Origin of the sequence: Streptomyces sp. NBC_00236, from assembly GCF_036195045.1 — a bacterium.
Lineage (GTDB): Bacteria > Actinomycetota > Actinomycetes > Streptomycetales > Streptomycetaceae > Streptomyces.
Genome location: NZ_CP108100.1, coordinates 7,962,329 through 7,983,483 on the forward strand (window position 1 = coordinate 7,962,329; position 21,155 = coordinate 7,983,483).

A 21,155-nucleotide genomic window follows, 5' to 3' on the forward strand; every position below is an offset into this window, starting at 1 on the left:
ATGGACAAGGTGGTCGCCTCCGCCGCGCAAGCCGTGGCCGACGTGCCGGACGGCGCCTCGGTCGCGGTGGGCGGCTTCGGGCTCAGCGGTGTCCCCGACGCGCTGATAGCGGCCCTCCACGAGCGGGGCACCGGGGACCTGCGCGTCGTGTCCAACAACTGCGGCGCGCAGGACTCCGGGCTCGCGGTCCTGCTGGCCGCCGGTCGGATCAGCAGGGTCACCGGCTCGTACATCGGCGGCAACAAGGAGTTCGGCCGCCAGTACCTGGCCGGCGAGCTGGAACTCGAACTCATCCCGCAGGGCACCCTCGCCGAGCGGCTGCGCGCCGGCGGGGCGGGCATCCCCGCCTTCTACACCCCGGCCGGAGTCGGCACCCTCGTCGCCGACGGCGGCATGCCCTGGCGCTACGACGGGAATGGCGGCGTCGCCATCACCTCTCCGGCCAAGGAGGTACGCGACTTCGACGGCACCCCCTACGTGATGGAGCGCGGCATCCGCACGGACTTCGCGCTCGTCAGGGCGGCCAGGGGGGACCGGCACGGCAACCTCGTCTTCAACAAGGCGTCCCGCAACTTCAACCCGCTCGCCGCCATGGCGGGCCGCATCACGATCGCCGAGGTCGAGGAACTGGTCGAACCCGGCGAGATCGACCCCGACCACGTGCACCTGCCCGGCATCTTCGTCCGGCGCGTGGTCGCACTGACCCCGGAGCAGGCCGCCGACAAGAAGATCGAACAGCGCACCGTGACACCACGGACCCACCCGGACGAGGACGGCCACCGATGAGCTGGAACCGCCAGGAGATGGCCGCCCGCGCGGCCACCGAGCTCCGCGACGGCGAGTACGTCAACCTGGGCATCGGCCTTCCGACGCTGATCCCCAACCACCTGCCCGCCGGTGTGCACGTCGTGCTCGAGTCCGAGAACGGCATTCTGGGCACCGGCCCCTTCCCGTACGACGAGGACGTCGATCCCGACCTGATCAACGCGGGCAAGGAAACGGTGACCGTCCTGCCGGGGGCCTCGTTCTTCGACTCGGCGCTCTCCTTCGGCATGATCCGCGGCGGGCACATCGACACGGCCGTGCTCGGCGCCATGCAGGTGTCCGCCCGCGGCGACCTCGCCAACTGGGCCGTTCCCGGAAAGCTCGTGACCGGGATCGGCGGCGCCATGGACCTCGTGCACGGCGCCCGCCGCGTCATCGTGACGATGACCCACACGGCCAAGGACGGCAGCCCGAAGATCGTCGACGAGTGCACCCTCCCGCTCACCGGCCGGGCCTGCGTCCACCGGATCATCACGGACCTCGCCGTGCTCGACGTGACCCCCGCCGGGCTGGCCCTGGTGGAGACCGCACCCGGCGTCGACGTCGCGGAGGTGCTCGCCCGGACCGCCGCCCCGGTCCTCGTCACCGAAGAGACCACGCCGTGAGCGGGCAGCCGCCCCGTACCAAAAAAAGGAAGCACCCGCACCCATGAGTAACCCGACCGTTCCGGCCGGTCCCCGCGCCCTGACCCAGGCCGACATCACCGCCGAGATCACCGCGGCGCGCACGGACTACGCCACGTCGCTGGCCGGCGGCGCACCCGTGCGCCCGCACCCCGCCCGGGACTACGCGCCCTACCGCAGCAGTACCCTGCGGCACCCGAAGCAGCCACTGATCCCGATGGGCGCCGGCCCGGAGGCCGTCGAGCTGACCGGGCCCGTCTTCGGCGTCACCGACATCACCGAACTCGACCACGACCTGACCAGGCAGCACCAGGGAGAGCCGCTGGGGGAGCGGATCACGGTCACCGGGCGGGTCCTCGACCGGTCGGGCCGCCCCGTGCGCGGCCAGCTCGTCGAGATCTGGCAGGCCAACGCGTCGGGCCGGTACGCGCACCTGCGCGACCAGCACCCCGCCCCCCTCGACCCGAACTTCACCGGCGTGGGACGCTGCCTGACCGACGATCAGGGCGGGTACTCCTTCGTCACCGTCAAGCCGGGCGCCTACCCCTGGCGCAACCACACCAACGCGTGGCGCCCCGCGCACATCCACTTCTCGCTGTTCGGGGCCGCGTTCACGCAGCGTCTGATCACCCAGATGTACTTCCCGGGCGATCCGCTCTTCGCCTACGACCCGATCCTCCAGTCCGTCACCGACGACGACGCCCGAGGCCGTCTCGTCGCGGCGTACGACCACGAACTGTCCACCCCCGAATGGTCGCTGGGCTACCGCTGGGACATCGTTCTCGACGGCCCGTCCGCCACCTGGATCGAGGAGGGCCGCTGATGTCCGCCGTCATACCCGCCACCGCGCCCGGTGCCTCGTCCCGAGGGCTCCCGCCCACCCCGTCCCAGACCGTCGGCCCCTTCTACGGGTACGCCCTGCCCTTCCCGGGCGGCGGCGACATCGCGCCTCCCGGCCGAGCCGGCACGGTGGTACTGCACGGCCACGTCCTCGACGGGGCCGGTGAACCGGTGCCCGACGCCCTGATCGAGGTCTGGCAGCCCGCACCAGACGGCTCCCGGCGCGGGGCGCCCGGCTCGCTGCGCCGCGACCCCGTCACCGGGGCGGTCATCGGCCGCCACGGAGTCGCGTTCACGGGCTTCGGCCGGGTGCCGACGGACGCCGACGGCCACTACACCGTCACGACGCTGCCGCCGGGCGGAGTCCCGTACCTCGCGATCGTCGTCTTCGCCCGCGGTCTGACGCACCACCTGCACACCCGCGCCTACCTGCACGACGCCGCCGGTCTCGACCGGGACGGGCTGCTCGCGGACCTTCCCGGGGAGCGGCGGGCCACCCTCCTCACCACGCCGGAGGACACCGGCGTCCACCGATTCGACATCCGTCTGCAGTACGACGGCGTACATGAGGAGACGGTCTTCCTTGACTTCGGGTGACGAGGCGGCGAACCCCGGCCCGGCGGCTCCGGGTGACGTGGTGAATGCCGGCCCGGCGGCTTCGGCTGACGCGGCGGCGGACGTCGGCCTGCTGGCACCCGTCCGCGCCGGTACGGCGGTCGAGGACGCGACGGGCGACGCCGCATACGTACGCGCCCTGCTCGACGCCGAGACGGCGCTCGTCCGCGCCCAGGAATCACTCGGCCACGCCCCGGCCGGAACCGCGGACACCGTCGCGTCGGCCGCCGCCGACGCCACCCGGTTCGACGCGCGCTCCCTGGCGCTGCGGGCCCGTTCGGGTGGGAACCCGGTCATCCCGCTGGCCGCCGACCTGACGGCCGTGGTCGCCGAACGGTCCGAGGACGCCGCCGCCCATGTCCACCGGGGCGCGACCAGCCAGGACATCCTCGACACCGCCGCCATGCTGGTGGCGTCCGAGGCCCTGCGGCTGATCCTGGCCGACCTGGACCGAGCCGCCGCAGCTCTCGCGCTCACCGCCGCCGCGCACCGGGACACGCCGATGGCGGGCCGCACCCTCACCCAGCACGCCGTGCCCACGACCTTCGGCCTGAAGGCGGCGGGCTGGCGCAGTCTGGTCCTCGATGCCCGCGACCGGATCGCGACGGTCCTGGACACCCTTCCGGTGCAACTGGGCGGCGCGGCAGGGACGCTGGCCGCCTTCGCGGCCTTCGCGGAGCCCGGGAAGCCGGTCGCGGACGAGCTCCCGGCGACGGACCGGGACACCGGCCTCAACCTCGTCGCGGCGTATGCCGACGCGACGGGGCTGAAGGTGCCCCCACTGCCCTGGCACACCCTGCGCACCCCCCTCGCCGACCTCGCCGGAGCGCTGGCCTTCACCGCCGGGGCGCTCGGGAAACTCGCCGCGGACGTCCTCGTCCTCTCCCGCACCGAGATCGGTGAGGTCTCCGAGAGCACCGGCGGCGGCTCGTCGGCGATGCCGCACAAGGCCAATCCGGCCCGTGCCGTCCTGATCGCCTCGGCCGCCCGCCAGGTCCCCGTGCTGGCAGGGATCCTGTACGGGGCACTCGCCGCCGAGGACGAGCGCCCGCCCGGAGCCTGGCATGCCGAATGGCAGCCCCTGCGGGAGGCGCTGCGCACGGTGGGAGGAGCCGCCGACGCGGCGGCCGCCCTGACCGAGGGGCTGCGGGTCCACCCCGGGCGCATGCGTGCGAACCTCGGCGCGACCGGTGGACTGATCGTCAGCGAACGGCTCACCGCCGTCCTCTCGGCCAGGATGGGAAGGGCCGCGGCCCGTACGGCGGTGACCGGGGGAGCCGCCCGCGCGGCCCGCGAGGGAACCCCCCTCCACGAAGTCCTCGCCCAGGACCCCGCACTGGCGGGCATCGTGTCGCCGGACGAGCTGCGGACCCTCACCGACCCGTCCGGATACACGGGATCGGCCGGCCTTCTCGTCGACCGAGCGCTGCGCCGGCACCACGACGGGGCGACCGTTCCGGAATGACGCGCAGACCGTACACAACGACCCCGACCCGCACCGGCTGTCCGGCGACGGCACGCCCGCACCGCGCACTCCCGGCAGCTGCCGCCGGGAACTCATCGCATCCGGCACCGGCCGGACCAGGAGCCCCATGACCACCCCGACCGCACCCACAGCACGCCTGCTCCACCACCAGGTGGACGGCCCGCTCTCCGGACCGCCCCTCGTCCTCGGGCCGTCCCTCGGCACCGCTCTGTCCGTCTGGGACGCACAGAGCGCCGGCCTGGCCCGCGACCACCGCGTCGTCCGCTGGGACCTGCCCGGCCACGGCGGTACCCCCGCCGCGCTGTTCCCCGCCGGCGGCGGCGTCGCGGAGCTGGGCCGCCAGGTCCTCCGCCTGGCCGACGCCCTCGGCATCGAGCGGTTCGCGTACGCGGGCATATCCCTCGGTGGCGCGGTCGGCGCCTGGCTGGCCGTCCACCACCCGGACCGGGTCACCTCGCTCGCGCTCGTCTGCTCCTCGGCGCGCTTCGGCGAACCGGAGTCCTGGCGCGAGCGCGCCGCCCTCGTACGGACCGAAGGCATCGGACCGGTGGCCGGCACCGCGGCGGGCCGCTGGTTCACCGCGGACTTCGCCGACAGCCCCGCGGCCCGCGCCGTCCTGACCGGCCTGCACGACGTCGACCCCCACGCGTACGCCTCGCTGTGCGACGCCCTCGCCGCGTACGACCTGCGCGGTGAACTGGCGGGCATCACCGCCCCCACCCTCGTCGTGGCGGGCCGCGACGACCCCGCGACGCCGGTCGCCCACGCCCGCGAACTGGCCGACACCATCCCCGGCTCGACCCTGGTCGAACTTCCGGGCGCCTCGCACCTGGCCAACGTCGAACGGCCCGCACCCGTAACAGCGGCGCTGCGCAGCCACTTCACGGCCGGGGCCATGACAGCCACCGACGACGCCTCCCGCCACGGCGCCGGCCTCGCCGTGCGCCGTACCGTCCTCGGTGACGCGCACGTCGACCGGGCGATCGCCCGGACCACCCCCTTCACCGCCGTCTTCCAGGACTTCATCACCCGCTACGCCTGGGGCGAGGTGTGGACCAGGCCCGGTCTCGACCACCGGACCCGGCGCTGCCTCACCCTCACCGCCCTGGTGGCCCTCGGCCACCACGAAGAACTGGCCATGCACCTGCGGGCCGCGCTCGTCAGCGGCGACCTCACACCCGAGGACGTCCAGGAGGTACTGCTCCAGGCCGCCGTCTACTGCGGAGTCCCGGCGGCCAACGCCGCGTTCGCCGCGGCGGACCGGATCCTCACCGAAATCAGCCACAGCGCAGAGGAGAAGTAGACCGTGCACACGACCGTAGGGATCATCGGCGGCGGACCGGCGGGACTCCTGCTCGCCCGTCTGCTGCACCGCGCAGGCATCGACTACGTGGTCCTGGAGAGCCGGGACCGCGCCTACGTCGAACAGCGTCAGCGCGCCGGCATCCTCGAACAGTCCACCGTCGACGCCCTCCGTGAGGCCGGTGCCGCCCAGCGCCTCGACGTCGAGGGCCTGGTGCACGACGGGATCGAGCTGCGGTGGGACGGCCGGTCCCACCGCGTCGACTTCCCCTCGCTCACCGACGGCCGACGGGTATGGGTCTACGCCCAGACCGAGGTCGTCAAGGACCTCATAGCCCTGCAACTGGCGGACGGTGCACCGCTGTTCTTCGGAGCCGAGGTCACGTCGGTCGAAGGGGCCGACACCGGCCGGCCGACCGTCCACTACACCCGCGAAGGCCGCGACGAGGTCCTGACCTGTGACTACGTGGTGGGCTGCGACGGATTCCACGGCGTCACCCGGGCCGCGATTCCCGCCGGCGTGCAGCGGACGTACGACCGGGTGTACCCGTACTCCTGGCTGGGGATCCTGGCCGACGTACCGCCGTCCTGCGACGAACTGATCTACGCCCACTCGCCCCGCGGGTTCGCCCTGCACAGCATGCGGTCGCCCGAGGTCAGCCGGCTCTACCTCCAGGTGCCGGTCGGCACCGACCCCGCCGACTGGTCCGACGAACGGATCTGGGACGAGCTCGACGCACGCTTCGCCGTCGACGGGGACTGGGAACTGCGGCGCGGCCCCATCACGGCGAAGTCCGTGCTGCCCATGCGCAGTTCTGTCACGGAGCCGATGCGGCACGGCCGGTTGTTCCTCGCCGGAGATGCCGCGCACATCGTCCCGCCCACCGGCGCGAAGGGGCTCAACCTGGCGGCGGCCGACGTCGTCGTGCTGGCCCGCGCCCTGGTACGGCAGCACACGACCGGTGCGTCCGACCTGCTGGACGCCTACTCGGACACATGCCTGCGCCGGGTGTGGCGGGCCGAGCACTTCTCGTACTTCATGACCACCACGCTCCACACCGACCCGGACCAGAGCGGCTTCGACACCCGGCTGCAGGTCTCGCAGCTGGACAGGATCGCCGCCTCGCCGCACGCCGCCGCCGAACTCGCGCAGAACTACGCCGGACTGCCCCTGCCGTAGGCGCGGTCCCACCAGGAGGATCTCCGTGGATCTCACGGTCCAGCAGTTGCGGTACTTCGTCGCCGTGGCGGACGAGCTGCACTTCGCCCGTGCCGCGCAGGGCCTGCGCATCTCCGCCCCGTCGCTGAGCCAGCAGATCGCCGCGCTGGAACGGAGGTTCGGCGCCGCGCTGTTCCGCCGGGACGCGCGCCACGTCGAACTCACCGAACCGGGGTCGGAACTGCTGCCGATGGCCCGCCGTTCCATCGCGGCGCTCGACGACATCGTGTCGTGGGCGGAGGAACGGCGGGCGGGCGGGGCGGTGGTACGCGTCGGTCTCGTCGTCGGCAGCCACATCGGCTCCGCCATCCTGAGCGAGGCCGCGCGCGCCTTTCCCGGCACGCGGTGGCAGATCCGGCGCCTCGGGTTCGACGGTTCCCTGACCGCACTGCGCACAGGTCTGGTCGACGTGGTCCTGGCGCCGGCCCTGGCAGCCCCCTCGGGCCCGGACCTGCACGCGGTGCCGCTGTGGTCCGAGGGCCGGGTCCTGGTGGCCGGCACCGGTCACCCGCTGGCCGGCCGTGACTGCGTGACCGTGGACGAGGTGGCCGACGAGCTCTTCGTCGCGACGCTGGGCGACGAGGCGCTGACCGACTGGCTCGGGCTGCCGCGCAGCGACGGATTCGCTCCCAAGGTCGCCTACGTCGCCGCCACGTTCGAGGAGGTGCTCGACATCTGCTCGGCGGGCCTCGCGGTCAACATCGCCGGATCCGGAGCGATCTCCGGATCACCCCGGCACGGCGTCGTGTTCGTACCGGTGCGAGGACTGCCCGACGCCACCGTCTATCTGCTCCGGTCGGCCAGGTCCCCCTCGGCCGCGGTCCTGGCGGTCGAGGAACTCGCCGTACGCGTGGCACGCCGCGAGACCGGGCGGCCCGGGCCCGGCTGAGGGCCGGTCGCGGTCCAGGACCCCTCTGACCTGCAAGATTAGGCTGACCCTCATGATGCTTGGGGTAACAGGTCGTGGCTTCCGGAAAGGTGCGTCAGCAGACTTGATCGCACGCGCACCCACCCCTTGGAGACCCCTGTGACATTCGATCAAGTCCCTGACCGCCGGTCGAAGCCCTCTTGGGAGGGAGTCCTGCCGGGACGTCCCGCGCCCTTCTTCCTGGAGGACGGGGACGGCGAGCGGGCGAAGCTGTTCGACAGCGTCGTGACGGTCCTGCTGTCGGCGGACGAGACGGAGGGCCAGTTCGGAGTCTTCACCACCCGCCAGCCCAAGGGCGACCTGATCGTCGCGCACTCGCACGAGGACGTGCACGAGATCTTCTACGTGGTCGAAGGCGCCGCCCGTGTCTTCCTGGAACACCCCGACGGGCGTCAGGAGAGCAGACTGCTGCGCCCGGGCGACTTCGGATACGTACCCGCGGGCATCGTCCACTCGTACCGCACCGAAGGCGAGTACAACAAGATCCTCGGCGTCTCCACCGGCGGATTCGAGCGCTTCTTCCAGGCGCTGGGCGACCTGACGGAGGAACGGGACGTGCCGACGGTGCCGTTCGTCCCCTCCCCGGACCGGATGCGGCAGGCGTTCACCCGCTACCGGAACATTCCCGCTCCCGGCCAGCAGTGGGAGGGAGCATGAGCCCGCGGGCGGAGGCGGACGGCCTCACCGACGCGGAGCAGCGCGGCCGCAACGCGACCCTGATGCAGACCTACGTCGAGGGCCTCGCCGCGACCTCGCCACCGGGTCCGACGGCGCCCGCAGCGGCCGTCACGGTTCTTCGTGACCTGGTCTTCTCCGAGCCCGGCACCGGCGGTGAACTGCGACTGGACCTGTATCTGCCCGAGGGCGTGCCCGGGCCGCGTCCCGTCATCGTCTGGCTGCCGGGCGGCGGATGGCAGCGGGCCGCCCGGGGCATGGGCCCTCACCTGGGACGGCTGTTCGCCCAGCGCGGCTACGCCATGGCGGACGTCGAGTACCGGTCGAGCCGTACGGCGCTCTGGCCGGCCCAACTCCACGACGTGAAAGCCGCCGTGCGCTATCTGCGGTCGGTGGCTCGGGACCACGGCCTGGACGCGGACCGTATCGGCGCATGGGGAAGCTCGGCCGGCGGACATCTCGCCGCGCTGCTCGGGCTGACCGGCGGCGACCCGGTGTGGGAGGGGAACGGGGGCCACGCCGCGTATCCCCGCGACGTGCAGGCCGTCGTCGACGGTTACGGCCCCGCCGACCTCCTCCACATGGACGCGGACAGCCTGCCGGGCGGGGTCGTGAACGACATCGACCCATCGTCCCCGCCCTGGGGACTGCTCGGCGGCCCGACGGCGGAGCATCCCGAACCCGCCTCGCAGGCAAGTCCGGTGCGTCATGTCAGCGGGCCGACGGCACCCTTCCTGATCCTGCACGGAGACGCGGACCTCCTGGTCGGTCCGAGGCAGAGCCGGCGGCTCTTCGACGCCCTGCACGGAGCGGGCAGCGAAGCGACCCTGGTGTCGGTCCACGGGGCCGGACACGGCTTCTTCAACACCGGCGCATTCGAGTGCACGCCGCCCCTGCCCACGACCGTGCACACCACGCGGTCCGGCGAGCGCACGCCGGACAGGGCCGGTGCGCTCACCTCCGGTCTCGTCGAGCGGTTCTTCGACCGGCACCTGCGCCGGTGCTTCTCCGACTGAACGGGAACGGCCGAAATGGCCCACTCGCACGGTGCGGAATTGCCCCACACGGCTGCGCCGATCCCTGCGTAACGTCAACGCCATGCCGAAACTTCTGCCGCCGGCCGGACCTCAACGCACGCTGTCAATGGCCCAGTTGACCAACTCCGTCGGCGACGGCGCGTACTACGTCACCTCGGCCCTCTACTTCACCCATGTGGTCGGCCTCGCCCCCGCCAGGACCGGGCTCGGACTCACCGTCGCCTGGGCGGTCGGCTCCGTCGTCGGGGTGCCCCTCGGCCGGATCGCCGACCGCCGGGGCCCACGGGGAACGGCGGTCCTGCTCGCCCTCGCCACCGGTACTGCGGTCGCGTCCTTCCTCGTCGTACGGGACTTCGCGCTGTTCCTCGCAGCCGCCTGTCTCTACGCCACCGCGCAGTCGGGCCTCGCCGCCGCCCGCCAGGCCCTGCTCGCGGGCCTCGTCGCCAAGGAGGAGCGCACCGGTGCGCTCGCCCACCTGCAGTCGACACTCAACGCGGGCCTTGCGGTGGGCGCCGCACTCGGCGGCCTCGCACTGTCTGCCGGAACCACGTCGGCGTACCTTGCGGTCTTCGCCGTCGATGCCGGAAGCTTCCTGCTCAGTGCACTCGTCCTGCTCCGGCTGCCGACCGTCGCGGCGGTGCCGGGGGACCGGAACGCGAAGCTTGCGGTGCTGCGGGACCGGCCGTACGCCGCCGTCACACTCCTCAACGCCGTGCTCCTCATGCGCATGCCGCTGCTCAGTGTCGGTCTGCCGCTGTGGATCACCGAGCGGACCGAGGCCCCCGAGTGGGTGGTCTCCGCGCTCTTCGTGCTCAACACCGGTGCCGTGATGCTCTTCCAGGTCCGAACCGCCCGCTCCGTGAACGGGATCCCCACGGCAGCGCGAGCCCTTCGCCGGTCCGGCGCGCTCATGGCCTTGACCTGCCTCGTCCTCGCCATGTCGGCGGTGGACGACCCGTGGCTCGCGGTGACCGCCCTGGCCGGTGGCTCCGTGCTGCTGGTCGCCGCGGAGATGCTGCACTCGGCCGGCTCGTGGCAGCTCTCCTTCGATCTGGCGCCGGCCGGGCGCATCGGCGAGTACCAGGGCTTCTTCGGCACCGGCGTCACCGTCGCGCGCACGCTGGGGCCCCTCCTGCTCACCATGCTGCTGGTCGGATGGGGCACGGCCGGCTGGCTGCTGCTCGGGGGAGTCGTCCTCGCCGCGTCGTACGCGCTGGGGCCGGCGGCACGGTGGGCTGCGGGGACACGTCGGGAGCCCGATGCCGCCGTCGTTGCCGCCCGGGGCGTCTGAGCGACGACGGGCCCGGGGCCGTCAGGGTCGCCGCCGGTGGCCGAACCGCACGCCCTCCCACGGTGTCCCCGCCCGGGAACGGCTCCGCGCAGCGCCGGCCCGACGGACGCGCGGCCGCCCGTTCGATCTCCGGTCCGAGGCGAGCCAGCACGCGTAGCCGCCCGGGCGTCCCGGTCCCACCGGGCCGTCCGGCTGGTCCTCGCCCGCCGGATGCCATGTGCCGATGCAGCCCGTCGCATATCCGGCCGCGGCGAACTCCCCGGCGAGTGTCGGGATGTCCAGGGGGGCGGCAGACCGTCGCGGAAGACGCTCGTCGTGGTCGGGAAGCGTCTCGATCACCTGCGGGGGCCCCGGCCGGCGACGCCGAAGCGCCGTCGGCCGGGGCCGGTGCCTCACCGTGCGGGACGGGCACGCTCACACGCCCGCGGTCTCCGCCGTCGAGGCGCCGGACGCGATTCCGAAGGACGGGTCGGGCACCGCCTCGGGGCTGATGAGGGTGGACGGGCGGCCGTCGGTGCCGACCGGCACGTCGCCGTCGATGGTGACGCGGCGCAGCTTGCGCTCATGGGTGTCGGAGTCGTCCACGCCGTAGTGCTGCGTGGCCCGGTTGTCCCAGATGGCGACGTCGCCCACCTGCCAGTCCCAGCGCACCGTGTTCTCCGGGCGCTCGATGTGGGACTGGAACAGATCGACCAGGGCCCGGGAGTCGCGGCCGGTCAGCCCGCTGATCCGCTGGACGAAGTTGCCGAGGAGCAGTACACGTTCGCCGGTCTCGGGGTGGACGCGGACCACCGGGTGCTCGGTGAGGAACTTCGTCGAGGTGAACACCTCCTGGTACTTGGCGAGCGCCTCCGGCAGGGCGTTCGGCCGCAGGGCGATGTAGTCGTAGTCGTTGGAGTGGACGGCCCGCAGACTGTCCGCCAGGGTGCGCAGTTGCTCCGGCAGCTCGGCGTAGGCGGCAGCCGTGTTGGACCACAGGGTGTTGCCGCCGTACGGCGGGATGACGACGGCGCGCAGGATGGAGAAGGCCGGGTAGGCGGGGACGAACGTGACGTCGGTGTGCCACTGGTTCGCCCGGCCGCCGTGATCGGAGTCGATGCCGAGCGAGTAGCGGCCGTCGGCGGACGGGACCGTCGGATGGGCGACCGGGGTGCCGAGCAGCCGCCCGAACGCCTCGTGGCCGTCCTCGTCCAGATGGTCCTGGCCGCGGAAGAGGACGACCTTGTTGGCCAGCAGCGCGGCCCGGATGGCCGCGACGGTCTCGGGCGCGAGATCCCCGCCGAGGCGGACCCCTGAGATGACGGCGCCGATGCGTCCGCCGAGCTTCTGGACAGTGAGGGCGGGAGCGGGGGCTGTGGTCGTGGAGGTCATGGCAGATCCCTTTCGAAGGACACGCTGGTGCGTCGGCCGGCTGTGGAGCGCGGTCAACGGCGCGTTGATTGATTCGGGAGCGGAATCAATAGGGGCGTGAGGCGTCCGCCGGTGGACGGGATGCCGTCCGGGAGCGGGGATGTGGGTGGAGAGCCGTCCGAAGTGCGGTGCGGGGCAGCCTGGTCAGGCGGCGGTACAGCGGCCCGGACACGCGGGCGGCGTTGCGGTGCGGCCGGCGGGGGCGGGCCGCGCATCGGTAACGGCCGTCGCGAACATGTCCCGGAGACTCGCAGCGCCCCGCGGAGTACGTCAAGCGCCCGGCGGGGCGCCGGGCAGTGGTTCAATCGGCCCCTGCGCGGGGCCCGCCCCCCTCCGGAGAAGCCCTGCGAAACAGCCTCTGACCTGGCACTTCTCCGGTTGTTCGGGAGAGGTGAGCTGCCGGGTCCGGCACCCGGCGAGGGCCGGGGACGATTTCATGCCGCCGTAATGCCGCGACCCGCGTCCGGGTCGCGGACCGAAGGAAGCCCCATGACAACTGCCCCTCACGGCTTCCGGGCGACCGGTGACAGCCGGCGCGAGGCCAACGCCGCGACGGTGCTGCGCACCGTGCTCGACCACGGGCCGGTCGCGCCCCGGACGGTCGCCGATCTCTCCGGGCTGAGCCCGGCCGCCGTGTCCCGCCAGTGCACCGACCTCGTAGGGCTCGGCCAGGGACGCGCGGGGGCTTCGTACCAGGATCCGGCGCAACGGCGTCTTCCCGCTCCCCGACCTCAGCGCAGCGCCCGCCCGACGCGACCCGGCCGAACAGCGGCTCGCCCGTCGGCTCATCCTGCTGCCCGGCACTCCGGAACTGGATCTCTACCGGTCCTCCCGGCGGGTCGCGCTGCGTTCCTTCGCGATCACCGTCGCGATCGAGGCGGGGGAGGACGTCCTGGTCTCCCCCGGCGACCAGGGCGGCAGGGTACAGCCTGTACGTCGAGGACGGCCGGCTGTGCCTCGCGTACAACGAGTACGCCGTGCTCCACGAGACCGACGCGGGTTCCCCGGCGGCCGGCGAGCACACGGTCGGGCTCGCGGCCACGGCGGTGCGGGCGCTTCCCTGGAGTTTCACCCTGACCGTCTACGGCGAGGTGCGGGCCAGCCCTCGAAGCGTCCACCAGCTCATCGGTATGGCGCCGTTCCAGGATCGATCGGAAGTCTCCGGTCTCCTCGCCGCTCTTCGAGCGCCACCGCTTCTGACTCTTCCAGGGCCGGCCGCGGTCGGTGACGTCCCGCCCCGGGCCGCCGGGGCGCCCGATTCGCCGGAGGTCGTGGCTTCGGCGCTCGCGCCGGCGGCTGCGGCGTTCGAGTGAGGGCGTCGCCCGATTGGCGGCGGTGGTCGGGCAGAGCTAACGTCGGGGTCAGTGAACGACCGCGTTCACTGATGGTTCGAGTGCACCGATGACTCGAGTGACAAGCAATCCCATGACGGGCTCCCACGCGACACCCCGGCAGGCTGCCGAATCCCCGGAGAAGGGGCGCGGCAGCGGGATCGCCCTTCTCGTCATCTGTTCGTGCCAGCTGATGGTGGTCCTCGACATCACCATCGTGAACATCGCCCTCCCGCACATCCAGACCTCGCTGGGGTTCTCCACCGAGAACCTCTCCTGGGTCATCAACGCCTATACGCTCACGTTCGGTGGGCTGCTCCTGCTGGGCGGGCGCCTCGGTGACATCCTCGGGCGCCGCAGAGTCTTCATGTTCGGCGTCGCCCTCTTCGTCTTCGCCTCCCTGCTCGGCGGTCTCTCCCAGGAGTCGTGGCAACTGCTCGCCGCACGCTCCCTCCAGGGCGTCGGTGGCGCGATCGCCTCGCCGACCGCGTTGTCGCTCATCACCACGACCTTCCGCGAAGGCCCGGCCCGCAACAGGGCGTTCGGCGTGTTCGCGGCCGTCTCGGCGGGCGGCAGCGCCATCGGACTGCTGGCGGGCGGGGTGCTGGTGGAGTGGCTGGACTGGCGGTGGATCTTCTTCGTCAACATCCCCATCGGCCTGCTGATCGTGCTCGCCACTCCCCGCTACATCCGGGAGTCCGAACGCCACCCCGGGCACTTCGACCTCCTCGGCGCACTCACGGCGACGCTCGGCATGGTGTGCCTCGTCTACGGCTTCATCCGGGCCTCCGAAGAGGGGTGGAGCGACACCCTCACCCTGTCGGCGTTCGCGGCGGCTGTCGTGCTGCTCGCCCTGTTCATCGCGATAGAGAACCGGTCCCGGCAGCCCATCACACCCCTGTGGATGTTCCGCGACCGCAACCGCGCCGGCACGTACGGGATGATGCTGAGCCTCGCCGCGGCGATGTTCGGCATGTTCTTCTTCCTGACCCTTTTCGTGCAGAACATCCTGGACTTCAGCCCCCTGAAGGCGGGTCTCGCCTTCCTGCCGATCAGCGCCATCATCGCGGTCGGCGCGGGCATCGCCTCCCAGCTGCTGCCCAAATGGGGTCCCAAGCCCTTCATGGTGACCGGTGCGCTCCTCGCAGCCGTGGGGCTGGGCTGGCTGACACAGACTGATGTCCACAGCTCGTACCTCGGAAGCCTCCTGGGACCGGTGCTGGTGTTCGGACTCGGTATGGGCCTGCAGTTCGTGTCGCTGACGCTGATGGCCGTCTCCGGGGTGGAGCCGAAGGAGGCCGGTGCGGCCTCCGGGATCCTCAACACCACGCAACAGGTGGGCGGATCGCTCGGCCTGTCCATCCTCGTCACGGTCTTCGGTACGGCCAGCCGCAACGAAGCCACCGATCAGGTACCGAAGTTCCTGGCGAACGCGACACCGGCCGAGCTCGCGGAATTCCGCAGGACCCGCGAGCTGCCGGGGCAGTGGGGCGACCAGGTGCTGGCGTCCGGCGTCTCCCAGGCGTTCGTCGTCGCCGCGGTCTTCGCTGTCGTCGCCGCCCTGATCGCCCTGATCGTCATCCAGGTACGCCCCTCGGACCTGGAGCGCCTGCGCGGCGACGGCGCGATGCCCGGTGCGGGGCAGGCGGACGGCGGGCCGGCGGAGGCGACGACCACCGGTGCGCCGGATCCCGCCGCGCGGCCGCCGAGCGGGGAAGCCCGCGAAGGCCCCCGTCCGGAGCGGTGATCCGGTTACGCCTTCGGTGTCCTCGCCCCGGCCTCCCGCGCCGCCGCACCGTCCTCGTGAGCCGCCCGGCTCGGCCACCAGACTCGCGGCCCGATGTCGAGGAACAGGGAGGTGACGAGTACGGACCGTACGACGAAGGTGTCCAGCAGCACGCCCAGGGCCACCGCGAAACCGATCTCCGCGAAGACCACGACCGGCAGGGTGCCGAGCGCCGCGAAGGTGCCGGCGAGCACCAGGCCGGCCGACGTGATGACCGCTCCGGTGGCGGCGAGACCTGACACCACACCTGCCCGGGTGCCCTGGAGGGCCGCCTCCTCGCGGATCCTCGTCGACAGGAAGATGTTGTAGTCGATACCGAGGGCCACCAGGAACACGAAGACGAACAGCGGGAAGTCCGTCGACTCGCCCGCGTAGTCGAACACGTGACGGAAGGCCAGCGCGCTGATGCCGAGCGCGGCGGCGAACGACAGCACCACGGTCGCGACCAGCACCAGAGGTGCCACCACCGCACGCAGCAGCAGCCCCAGGATGACGAGCACCACCAGGAGCACCAGCGGAATGATCAGCAGGTTGTCGTGCCTGGTCGCGGCGTCCATGTCGAGCAGCGCCGCGGTGCTGCCGCCCACCTGGGCATCGGCTCCCGGCACCGCGTGTACCGCGTCGCGGACCCGCTCCACCGTGTCCTTGGCGGCGTCGCTGTCTGCGGGATCCGTCATCGTCGCCTCGAAGATGACCTGCCCGTTCGCTTCCGGCCGTGCTCCGGGCGGCGTACCGACCGAGCCGGGCACCACGCCCTGCGTCGTCTCGACCGCGGCGCGCACCGCGGGAGCGCGGTCGGCCGCGGCGACGACGACCAGGGGATCGCCGCTGCCTCCGGGGAAGTAGCGGTCCTGGATCTCCTGGCCCGTGATCGAGTCGGGCTTTCCGGTGAACGAGTCGGCATTGCTCAGGCCGGAGGCGCGCAGCTGGGTCAGCCCCAGGGACAGGCCGGCGAGCACCAGGGCGGTGACGATCCAGATCGTGCGGGGGCGGCGCGCCTGCCGCTCGCCCATCCGCGCCCAGAAGCCGTGCTCGGTGGGTTCCGCGGATCCGAAATGCGGGATCACCGGCCAGAAGACCCACCGGCCGAAGATCACCAGCAGCGCCGGCAGGAGCGTGAGCATGGCGATCAGGGCGACCGCCACACCGATCGCGGCCACGGGCCCGAGTCCCCGGGTCGAGTTCATCTCGGCGACCAGCAGCACCAGCATGCCGAGCACCACGGTGCCGCTGCTCGCCAGCACGGCCGGCCCGGCCCGGTGCAGTGCCCGCGCCATCGCCTCGTGCCGGTCCTCGTGGCGGCGCAGCTCCTCCCGGTAGCGGGCCACGAGCAGCAGGGCGTAGTCCGTGCCCGCACCGAAGACCAGCACCGTGAGGATGCCCGCGCTCTGCCCGTTCACGGTCAGGCCCGCGTGCGCCGCGAGCAGATAGATCACCGCCTGCGCGCTGAACAGCGCGGCCACGACCGCGATCACGGGCAGCAGGAGAAGGGTGGGGCTGCGGTAGGTGATCAGCAGCATCACGATCACCACCCCCAGCGCGGCGAACAACAGGGTGGAGTCGATGCCGGAGAAGGCCTCCGCGGAGTCGGCCGTGACGCCGCCGGGCCCGGTGACGTGCACGGCGAGACCGCCGCTGCTCGTGCCCACGATCTCCCGGATGGAGTCGACCGCGGGGCCGATCCGCTCCCAGCCCTCCTCGCCCATCGTGATCGGCACGAAGACCTGCGCGGCCGACGGTGCGGCGCTCTTGTCGTAGACGGGCCCCCGGGTCTGCGGACCCCGCACGCCGTGCGCGTCCAGCGTCCGCAACTGCCGGGTGTCCCCGATGATCCGTGCGCGGTCGGCAGCGGTGAGCCCGTCCCCACGCGCGTACACGACGATGGCGGTGATGACCTCGGGCCGGAAATGCTTCGAGCTCTCCAGGACCTGGGTGGACTCCGCGCTGCTCGGCAGCCAGGAGGTGGCGTCGTTGTCCTGGGCGTCGGTGAGCTTCTGGGCGAGCGGCGCCGCGACCACGAGAACGATCAGCCACAGGGCCACGACCAGCCATTTGGTGCGCCGGCCGCAGATGAGTGCGGCCGGCCCCGGCGCTCGGCGTTCCTGTACGTCCGGCATGCCACTCCCCGTACTGCGTCAGGAGTGACGTCGTCATCGAGGGGGAAGGCGGCGCCGGAGCGGCCCGCACAGCGCCGATACCGCAACGTCACCCGCTCTCAGGTTCCGTGCCGGTGACAGTAGGCGGCATGCCGCGGGGCGCCCCCGCGACATGCCGCCGGACCGCTGCAGGGCCCCGGTTGGGCTACCCGGGCATGATCCGGACGAAGGGCCCCTAGGGCGTGTTTCGGAAGTCCCGCCTGCTCGGCGGCGTCTGGCACGCACGCTCGCCGCGTTGTCGGGATCACCCCGATACAACCAGTATCGGGGCGACCCTCCGCCTTGCGATCGCACGCACCAGACGCCGCCGAGCCCGCCCTCCGGGCGGACGGCGCTACTTCCGAAACACGCCCTAGCCCTTGACCGTGAACCCCGCCCGCAGCAGTACGGAGTCGCGCGACGACGGACCGACGAGGAGTTCGAACGCACCCGGCTCGACGATCCGCCGGCCCTCGGCGTCCACCAGGCTGCACTCGGCGACCGGGAGCTCGATGACGACCTCGCGCGACTCGCCGGGGGCCAGCCGAACCTGACGGTAGGCCTTGAGCTCCTTCTCCGCCCAGGTCACGGAGGTCACGGTGTCGCTGACGTACGCCTGCACGGTCTCCAGCACGGGGCGTTCACCCGTGTTGCGGACGGTGACCCGCGCCCGCAGGGTGTCACCCGTGCCGAGGACGTCGGTGCTCACCTCCAGGTCGGTGTACGTGACTGTCGTGTAGCTGAGGCCCTCGCCGAACACGAACGCCGGACGCTGCGTCAGGTCGGCGTAGCGGGTGCCGTGCTGGCCGCGGACCTGGTTGTAGTACGTCGGCTGCTGCCCCGCATGACGAGCGAAGGACAGGGGCAGCCGCCCGGACGGCTCGATCAGGCCGAGCGCGAGTTCGGCGACGGCCCGGCCACCGAGCATGCCCGGGTTGAAGGCGTGCACGATCGCCGCCGCGCGGTGGGCGGACGGCGGCAGGACGAGCGGCTTGGAGCTGATGACGACCACGACGACCGGCTTGCCCGTGGCGACGAGTGCGTCGAGCAGCGCGATCTGGCCGCCGATCAGCTCCAGGGTCGCCGTGGAGCGGCCCTCACCGACCAGCTCGATGCGGTCACCCACGACCGCGACCACGTGGTCGGCCGCCTCCGCGGCGGCCACCGCCTCGGCGATCATGGCCGCGGACGGCTCCGCCGGGACGACGATCTCCGGCCGCGGCTGCCCGTCGGGGAAGAACGCGCCCTCGGGGTCCGGGCCCACGGTCAGGATGTCGGCGCCCCGGGCGTGCGTCACGGTCCAGCCGTCCGGCACATGCTCGCGGAACCCGTCGAGCACGGTACGGATCATGGCCCGCGGATGCCCGTCCGGCAGCCAGTCCGCCTGGCCCGAGGAGCCCGCCCAGTCGCCGAGCTGGGTCTGCGCGTCATCGGCGTTGGGCCCGATCACGGCGACGGTGCGCGGCGCCGATCCGGCACCCGCGACCGCGCGGCCGTCGGGACCGGCCCCGAAGCCGCCGGCCAGCGGCAGCGTGCCGTCGTTGGCCAGCAGCACCAGCGAGCGCCGCGCCGCTTCGAGGTTGAGCCCGGCGTGGTCCGCGCTGCCGATCACCGCGGCCTGGCGCTCGGGGTCGGGGTGGCGCGGATTCTCGAAGAGGCCGAGCTCGAACTTGAGCGTGAGCACGCGCCGGACCGCCGCGTCGATCTCCGCCTCGTCGAGCATGCCGGTGGCGACCGCCTCCTGGGCCCCCTCGAAGAAGGCCGGCGTCGTCATGACCATGTCGTTGCCCGCGCGGACCGCGGCGGCGGCCGCCTGTGTGTGGTCGGCGTACACATGCTGCTCCCACACCATGCGGCCGACGTTGTCCCAGTCGGTCACCAGCGTGCCCGTGTAGCCCCACTCGCCGCGCAGCACCTCGTTCAGCAGCCAGTTGTTGACCGTGACCGGCACCCCGTCCATGGACTGGTAGCCGAGCATGAACGTCCGGCAGCCCTCGCGGGCGACCCGCTCGAACGGCGGCAGGAACCATGAGCGCAACTTGCGCCGGGAGATGTCGGCCTCGCTCGCGTCCCGGCCGCCCTGGGTCTCGGAGTAGCCCGCGAAGTGCTTCGCGCACGCCAGGACCGCCGTCGGGTCGTCAAGACCGTCGCCCTGGTAGCCGCGCACCATCGCCGAGGCCAGCTCACCGATGAGGAAGGGGTCCTCGCCGAACGTCTCGCTGACCCGGCCCCAGCGCAGGTCGCGGGTGATGCACAGGACCGGGGAGAACGTCCAGTGCACGCCCGTAGCGGCCACCTCGACGGCCGTCGCCCGGGCGATCCGCTCCACCAGCTCCGGGTCCCAGGTCGCCGCCATGCCGAGCTGGGTGGGGTAGATCGTCGCACCCTCCCAGAACGAGTGACCGTGGATGCAGTCCTCCGCGACGAGCAGGGGGATCCGCAGCCGGGTCCGCTCGGTGAGCGCGGCCGCCTCCAGCACCCGGTCGGGGGAGGCGTGGAGGATCGATCCCGCGTGCATGTCCTCGATGAGGTGCCGCACCCCGTCCTTCGCGTTCAGTTGAAGCATCTGGCCGGCCTTCTCCGGCAGCGTCATCCGGCCGACCAGGTCGGCAACGCGCTCCGGGACGGACAGAGTGGGGTCGAGGTAAGGCAGGGAGGAGCCCACGGGAGTTCCTTTCACAGCGTCGGCGGGATGGTGCGGCACAGCACGACTCAGCCGCTGGGAGCCACCGTACGCTGAATCCCGACCGAGTGGTAAGTATGTGAGTGTGCGACGGTACGCAGGACTGCCGTCCGACATGACCGGGAGAGTGGCGAGTGACGGGTGAGACGCGTCGCGGATATGCGAAGGGCCGTGCCAAGCGCGTGGAGATCCTCGACCAGGCGATGGCCATGTTCGGCGAGGTCGGCTACCGGGGTGCCTCGCTGCGCGTGATCGCGACCCGCTGCGGCATTTCGCACCCGGGCCTGCTGCACCATTTCCCCACGAAGGGGTCGCTGCTTCTCGCGGTTCTCGAGCACCGCGACGCGGTGGACGGGGAGTGGTTCTCCGTCGGCGAGCCCAGGGGCGTGGACTGCCTGCGCCGGTTCGTCGACCTTGCCGTGCTGAACGCCGAACGGCGGGGAATCGTCGAGCTGTTCTCCGTACTCGCCGCCGAGGCGACCTCTGCCGAGCACCCGGCTCACGCCTATTTCGTCGAGCGGTACCGCAACCTGGTGCTGACCACTGCGGTCTCGTACGGGGAAGCCCGCGACGAGGGGGCCCTGAGGGAGGGGATCGATCCCGGCGAGGCGGCGCAGCAGTTGATCGCGCTGATGGACGGGCTTCAGACGCAGTGGCTCCTCAGTGGCTGCGCGACGGACATGGCCGGTGTGATGCGTGCCCACGTGCAGGCGCAGTTGACCGTGCCACTCTGAGTCGCGCCGGGGGCGGGTCCGGAGGGCTCGGATATCCGGAGTTCTTCCGTCCGTATGGGGAGAGCGAGGCAGGTGGCGCCGGACCTCTTTACGGCCTTGTCATGTGCCGGTAACTTCCGAGCTGCAAGAGATTGCAGCAATATTCCGACTGGCATTTCAGTCGGACCGCCCCCATCGCTCGGACCTTGAGGCGCGTCAGGGTTTCCGGCGGGACGGCGCAGGTCCCCGACTCCTG

Annotated in this window: 16 protein-coding genes and 2 pseudogenes; 15 read left to right on the forward strand and 3 right to left on the reverse strand. The window is 72.1% G+C overall.

Annotated elements, in window-relative coordinates; genetic code table 11:
- The 11 genes from OG446_RS35485 (at position 1) to OG446_RS35535 (ending at position 10,841) form a co-directional block, all read left to right on the forward strand.
- Entirely contained in the window at positions 1 to 786 is a 786-nt protein-coding gene (locus OG446_RS35485) for a CoA transferase subunit A (protein WP_328897890.1), read from the forward strand.
- Positions 783 to 1,430, forward strand: a complete 648-nt coding sequence (locus tag OG446_RS35490) for a CoA transferase subunit B (protein WP_328897891.1) — start codon at positions 783 to 785, stop codon at positions 1,428 to 1,430. Before OG446_RS35485 ends, OG446_RS35490 begins: the two co-directional genes overlap by 4 nt.
- Positions 1,431 to 1,473: 43 nt before the next feature.
- A complete protein-coding gene (gene pcaH / locus OG446_RS35495) occupies positions 1,474 to 2,271 on the forward strand; it encodes a protocatechuate 3,4-dioxygenase subunit beta (RefSeq protein WP_328897892.1) in 798 nt (265 codons plus the stop codon).
- A complete protein-coding gene (pcaG, locus tag OG446_RS35500) occupies positions 2,271 to 2,885 on the forward strand; it encodes a protocatechuate 3,4-dioxygenase subunit alpha (RefSeq protein WP_328897893.1) in 615 nt (204 codons plus the stop codon). Before pcaH ends, pcaG begins: the two co-directional genes overlap by 1 nt.
- A 40-nt stretch (positions 2,886 to 2,925) precedes the next feature.
- Positions 2,926 to 4,368, forward strand: coding sequence for a 3-carboxy-cis,cis-muconate cycloisomerase (gene pcaB / locus OG446_RS35505; protein ID WP_328898519.1), 1,443 nt, complete (start codon positions 2,926 to 2,928; stop codon positions 4,366 to 4,368).
- A gap of 127 nt (positions 4,369 to 4,495) precedes the next feature.
- Positions 4,496 to 5,692 carry a bifunctional 3-oxoadipate enol-lactonase/4-carboxymuconolactone decarboxylase PcaDC gene (gene pcaDC, locus OG446_RS35510; protein WP_328897894.1) on the forward strand — a complete coding sequence of 399 codons (1,197 nt, stop codon included), beginning with the start codon at positions 4,496 to 4,498 and terminating at the stop codon, positions 5,690 to 5,692.
- Between the two features lie 3 nt (positions 5,693 to 5,695).
- Positions 5,696 to 6,871 (forward strand): 4-hydroxybenzoate 3-monooxygenase, encoded by a 1,176-nt coding sequence (locus tag OG446_RS35515; RefSeq protein WP_328897895.1) that lies wholly within the window; start codon positions 5,696 to 5,698, stop codon positions 6,869 to 6,871.
- A 25-nt stretch (positions 6,872 to 6,896) separates the two neighbouring features.
- A complete protein-coding gene (locus tag OG446_RS35520) occupies positions 6,897 to 7,799 on the forward strand; it encodes a LysR family transcriptional regulator (RefSeq protein ID WP_328897896.1) in 903 nt (300 codons plus the stop codon).
- Between the two features lie 138 nt (positions 7,800 to 7,937).
- Complete coding sequence (locus tag OG446_RS35525) at positions 7,938 to 8,495, forward strand: quercetin 2,3-dioxygenase (RefSeq protein WP_328897897.1); 558 nt, start codon at positions 7,938 to 7,940, stop codon at positions 8,493 to 8,495.
- The gene (locus OG446_RS35530) at positions 8,492 to 9,529 is read left to right on the forward strand and encodes an alpha/beta hydrolase (protein WP_328897898.1); all 1,038 of its coding nucleotides are present in this window, start codon (positions 8,492 to 8,494) and stop codon (positions 9,527 to 9,529) included. Before OG446_RS35525 ends, OG446_RS35530 begins: the two co-directional genes overlap by 4 nt.
- Positions 9,530 to 9,611: 82 nt before the next feature.
- Positions 9,612 to 10,841: an MFS transporter gene (locus OG446_RS35535; RefSeq protein WP_328897899.1), complete on the forward strand. Its 1,230-nt coding sequence runs from the start codon at positions 9,612 to 9,614 to the stop codon at positions 10,839 to 10,841.
- Between the two features lie 414 nt (positions 10,842 to 11,255).
- Here the strand turns inward: OG446_RS35535 and OG446_RS35540 are convergent, their stop codons facing one another.
- Positions 11,256 to 12,212: a TauD/TfdA dioxygenase family protein gene (locus OG446_RS35540; RefSeq protein WP_328897900.1), complete on the reverse strand. Its 957-nt coding sequence runs from the start codon at positions 12,210 to 12,212 to the stop codon at positions 11,256 to 11,258.
- A gap of 528 nt (positions 12,213 to 12,740) precedes the next feature.
- Between OG446_RS35540 and OG446_RS35545 the strand changes: the two are divergent.
- The 3 genes and pseudogenes from OG446_RS35545 to OG446_RS35555 all read left to right on the forward strand — a co-directional run.
- Positions 12,741 to 12,920: pseudogene (locus OG446_RS35545) on the forward strand (ROK family transcriptional regulator); the annotation flags it as partial.
- A 34-nt stretch (positions 12,921 to 12,954) separates the two neighbouring features.
- Positions 12,955 to 13,564: pseudogene (locus OG446_RS35550) on the forward strand (arylsulfatase); the annotation flags it as partial.
- Between the two features lie 112 nt (positions 13,565 to 13,676).
- Positions 13,677 to 15,329 carry an MFS transporter gene (locus OG446_RS35555; RefSeq protein WP_328897901.1) on the forward strand — a complete coding sequence of 551 codons (1,653 nt, stop codon included), beginning with the start codon at positions 13,677 to 13,679 and terminating at the stop codon, positions 15,327 to 15,329.
- A 5-nt stretch (positions 15,330 to 15,334) separates the two neighbouring features.
- Here OG446_RS35555 and OG446_RS35560 read toward each other — a convergent pair whose 3' ends face one another.
- On the reverse strand, positions 15,335 to 17,485 hold the full coding sequence (locus OG446_RS35560) for an MMPL family transporter (protein ID WP_328897902.1): 2,151 nt from the start codon (positions 17,483 to 17,485) through the stop codon (positions 15,335 to 15,337).
- A 391-nt stretch (positions 17,486 to 17,876) separates the two neighbouring features.
- Positions 17,877 to 20,168, reverse strand: a complete 2,292-nt coding sequence (locus OG446_RS35565) for a glycoside hydrolase family 3 N-terminal domain-containing protein (RefSeq protein ID WP_328897903.1) — start codon at positions 20,166 to 20,168, stop codon at positions 17,877 to 17,879.
- Between the two features lie 152 nt (positions 20,169 to 20,320).
- Between OG446_RS35565 and OG446_RS35570 the strand changes: the two genes are divergently transcribed.
- The gene (locus OG446_RS35570) at positions 20,321 to 20,920 is read left to right on the forward strand and encodes a TetR/AcrR family transcriptional regulator (protein ID WP_328897904.1); all 600 of its coding nucleotides are present in this window, start codon (positions 20,321 to 20,323) and stop codon (positions 20,918 to 20,920) included.
- The last annotated feature ends 235 nt before the right edge of the window (positions 20,921 to 21,155 follow it).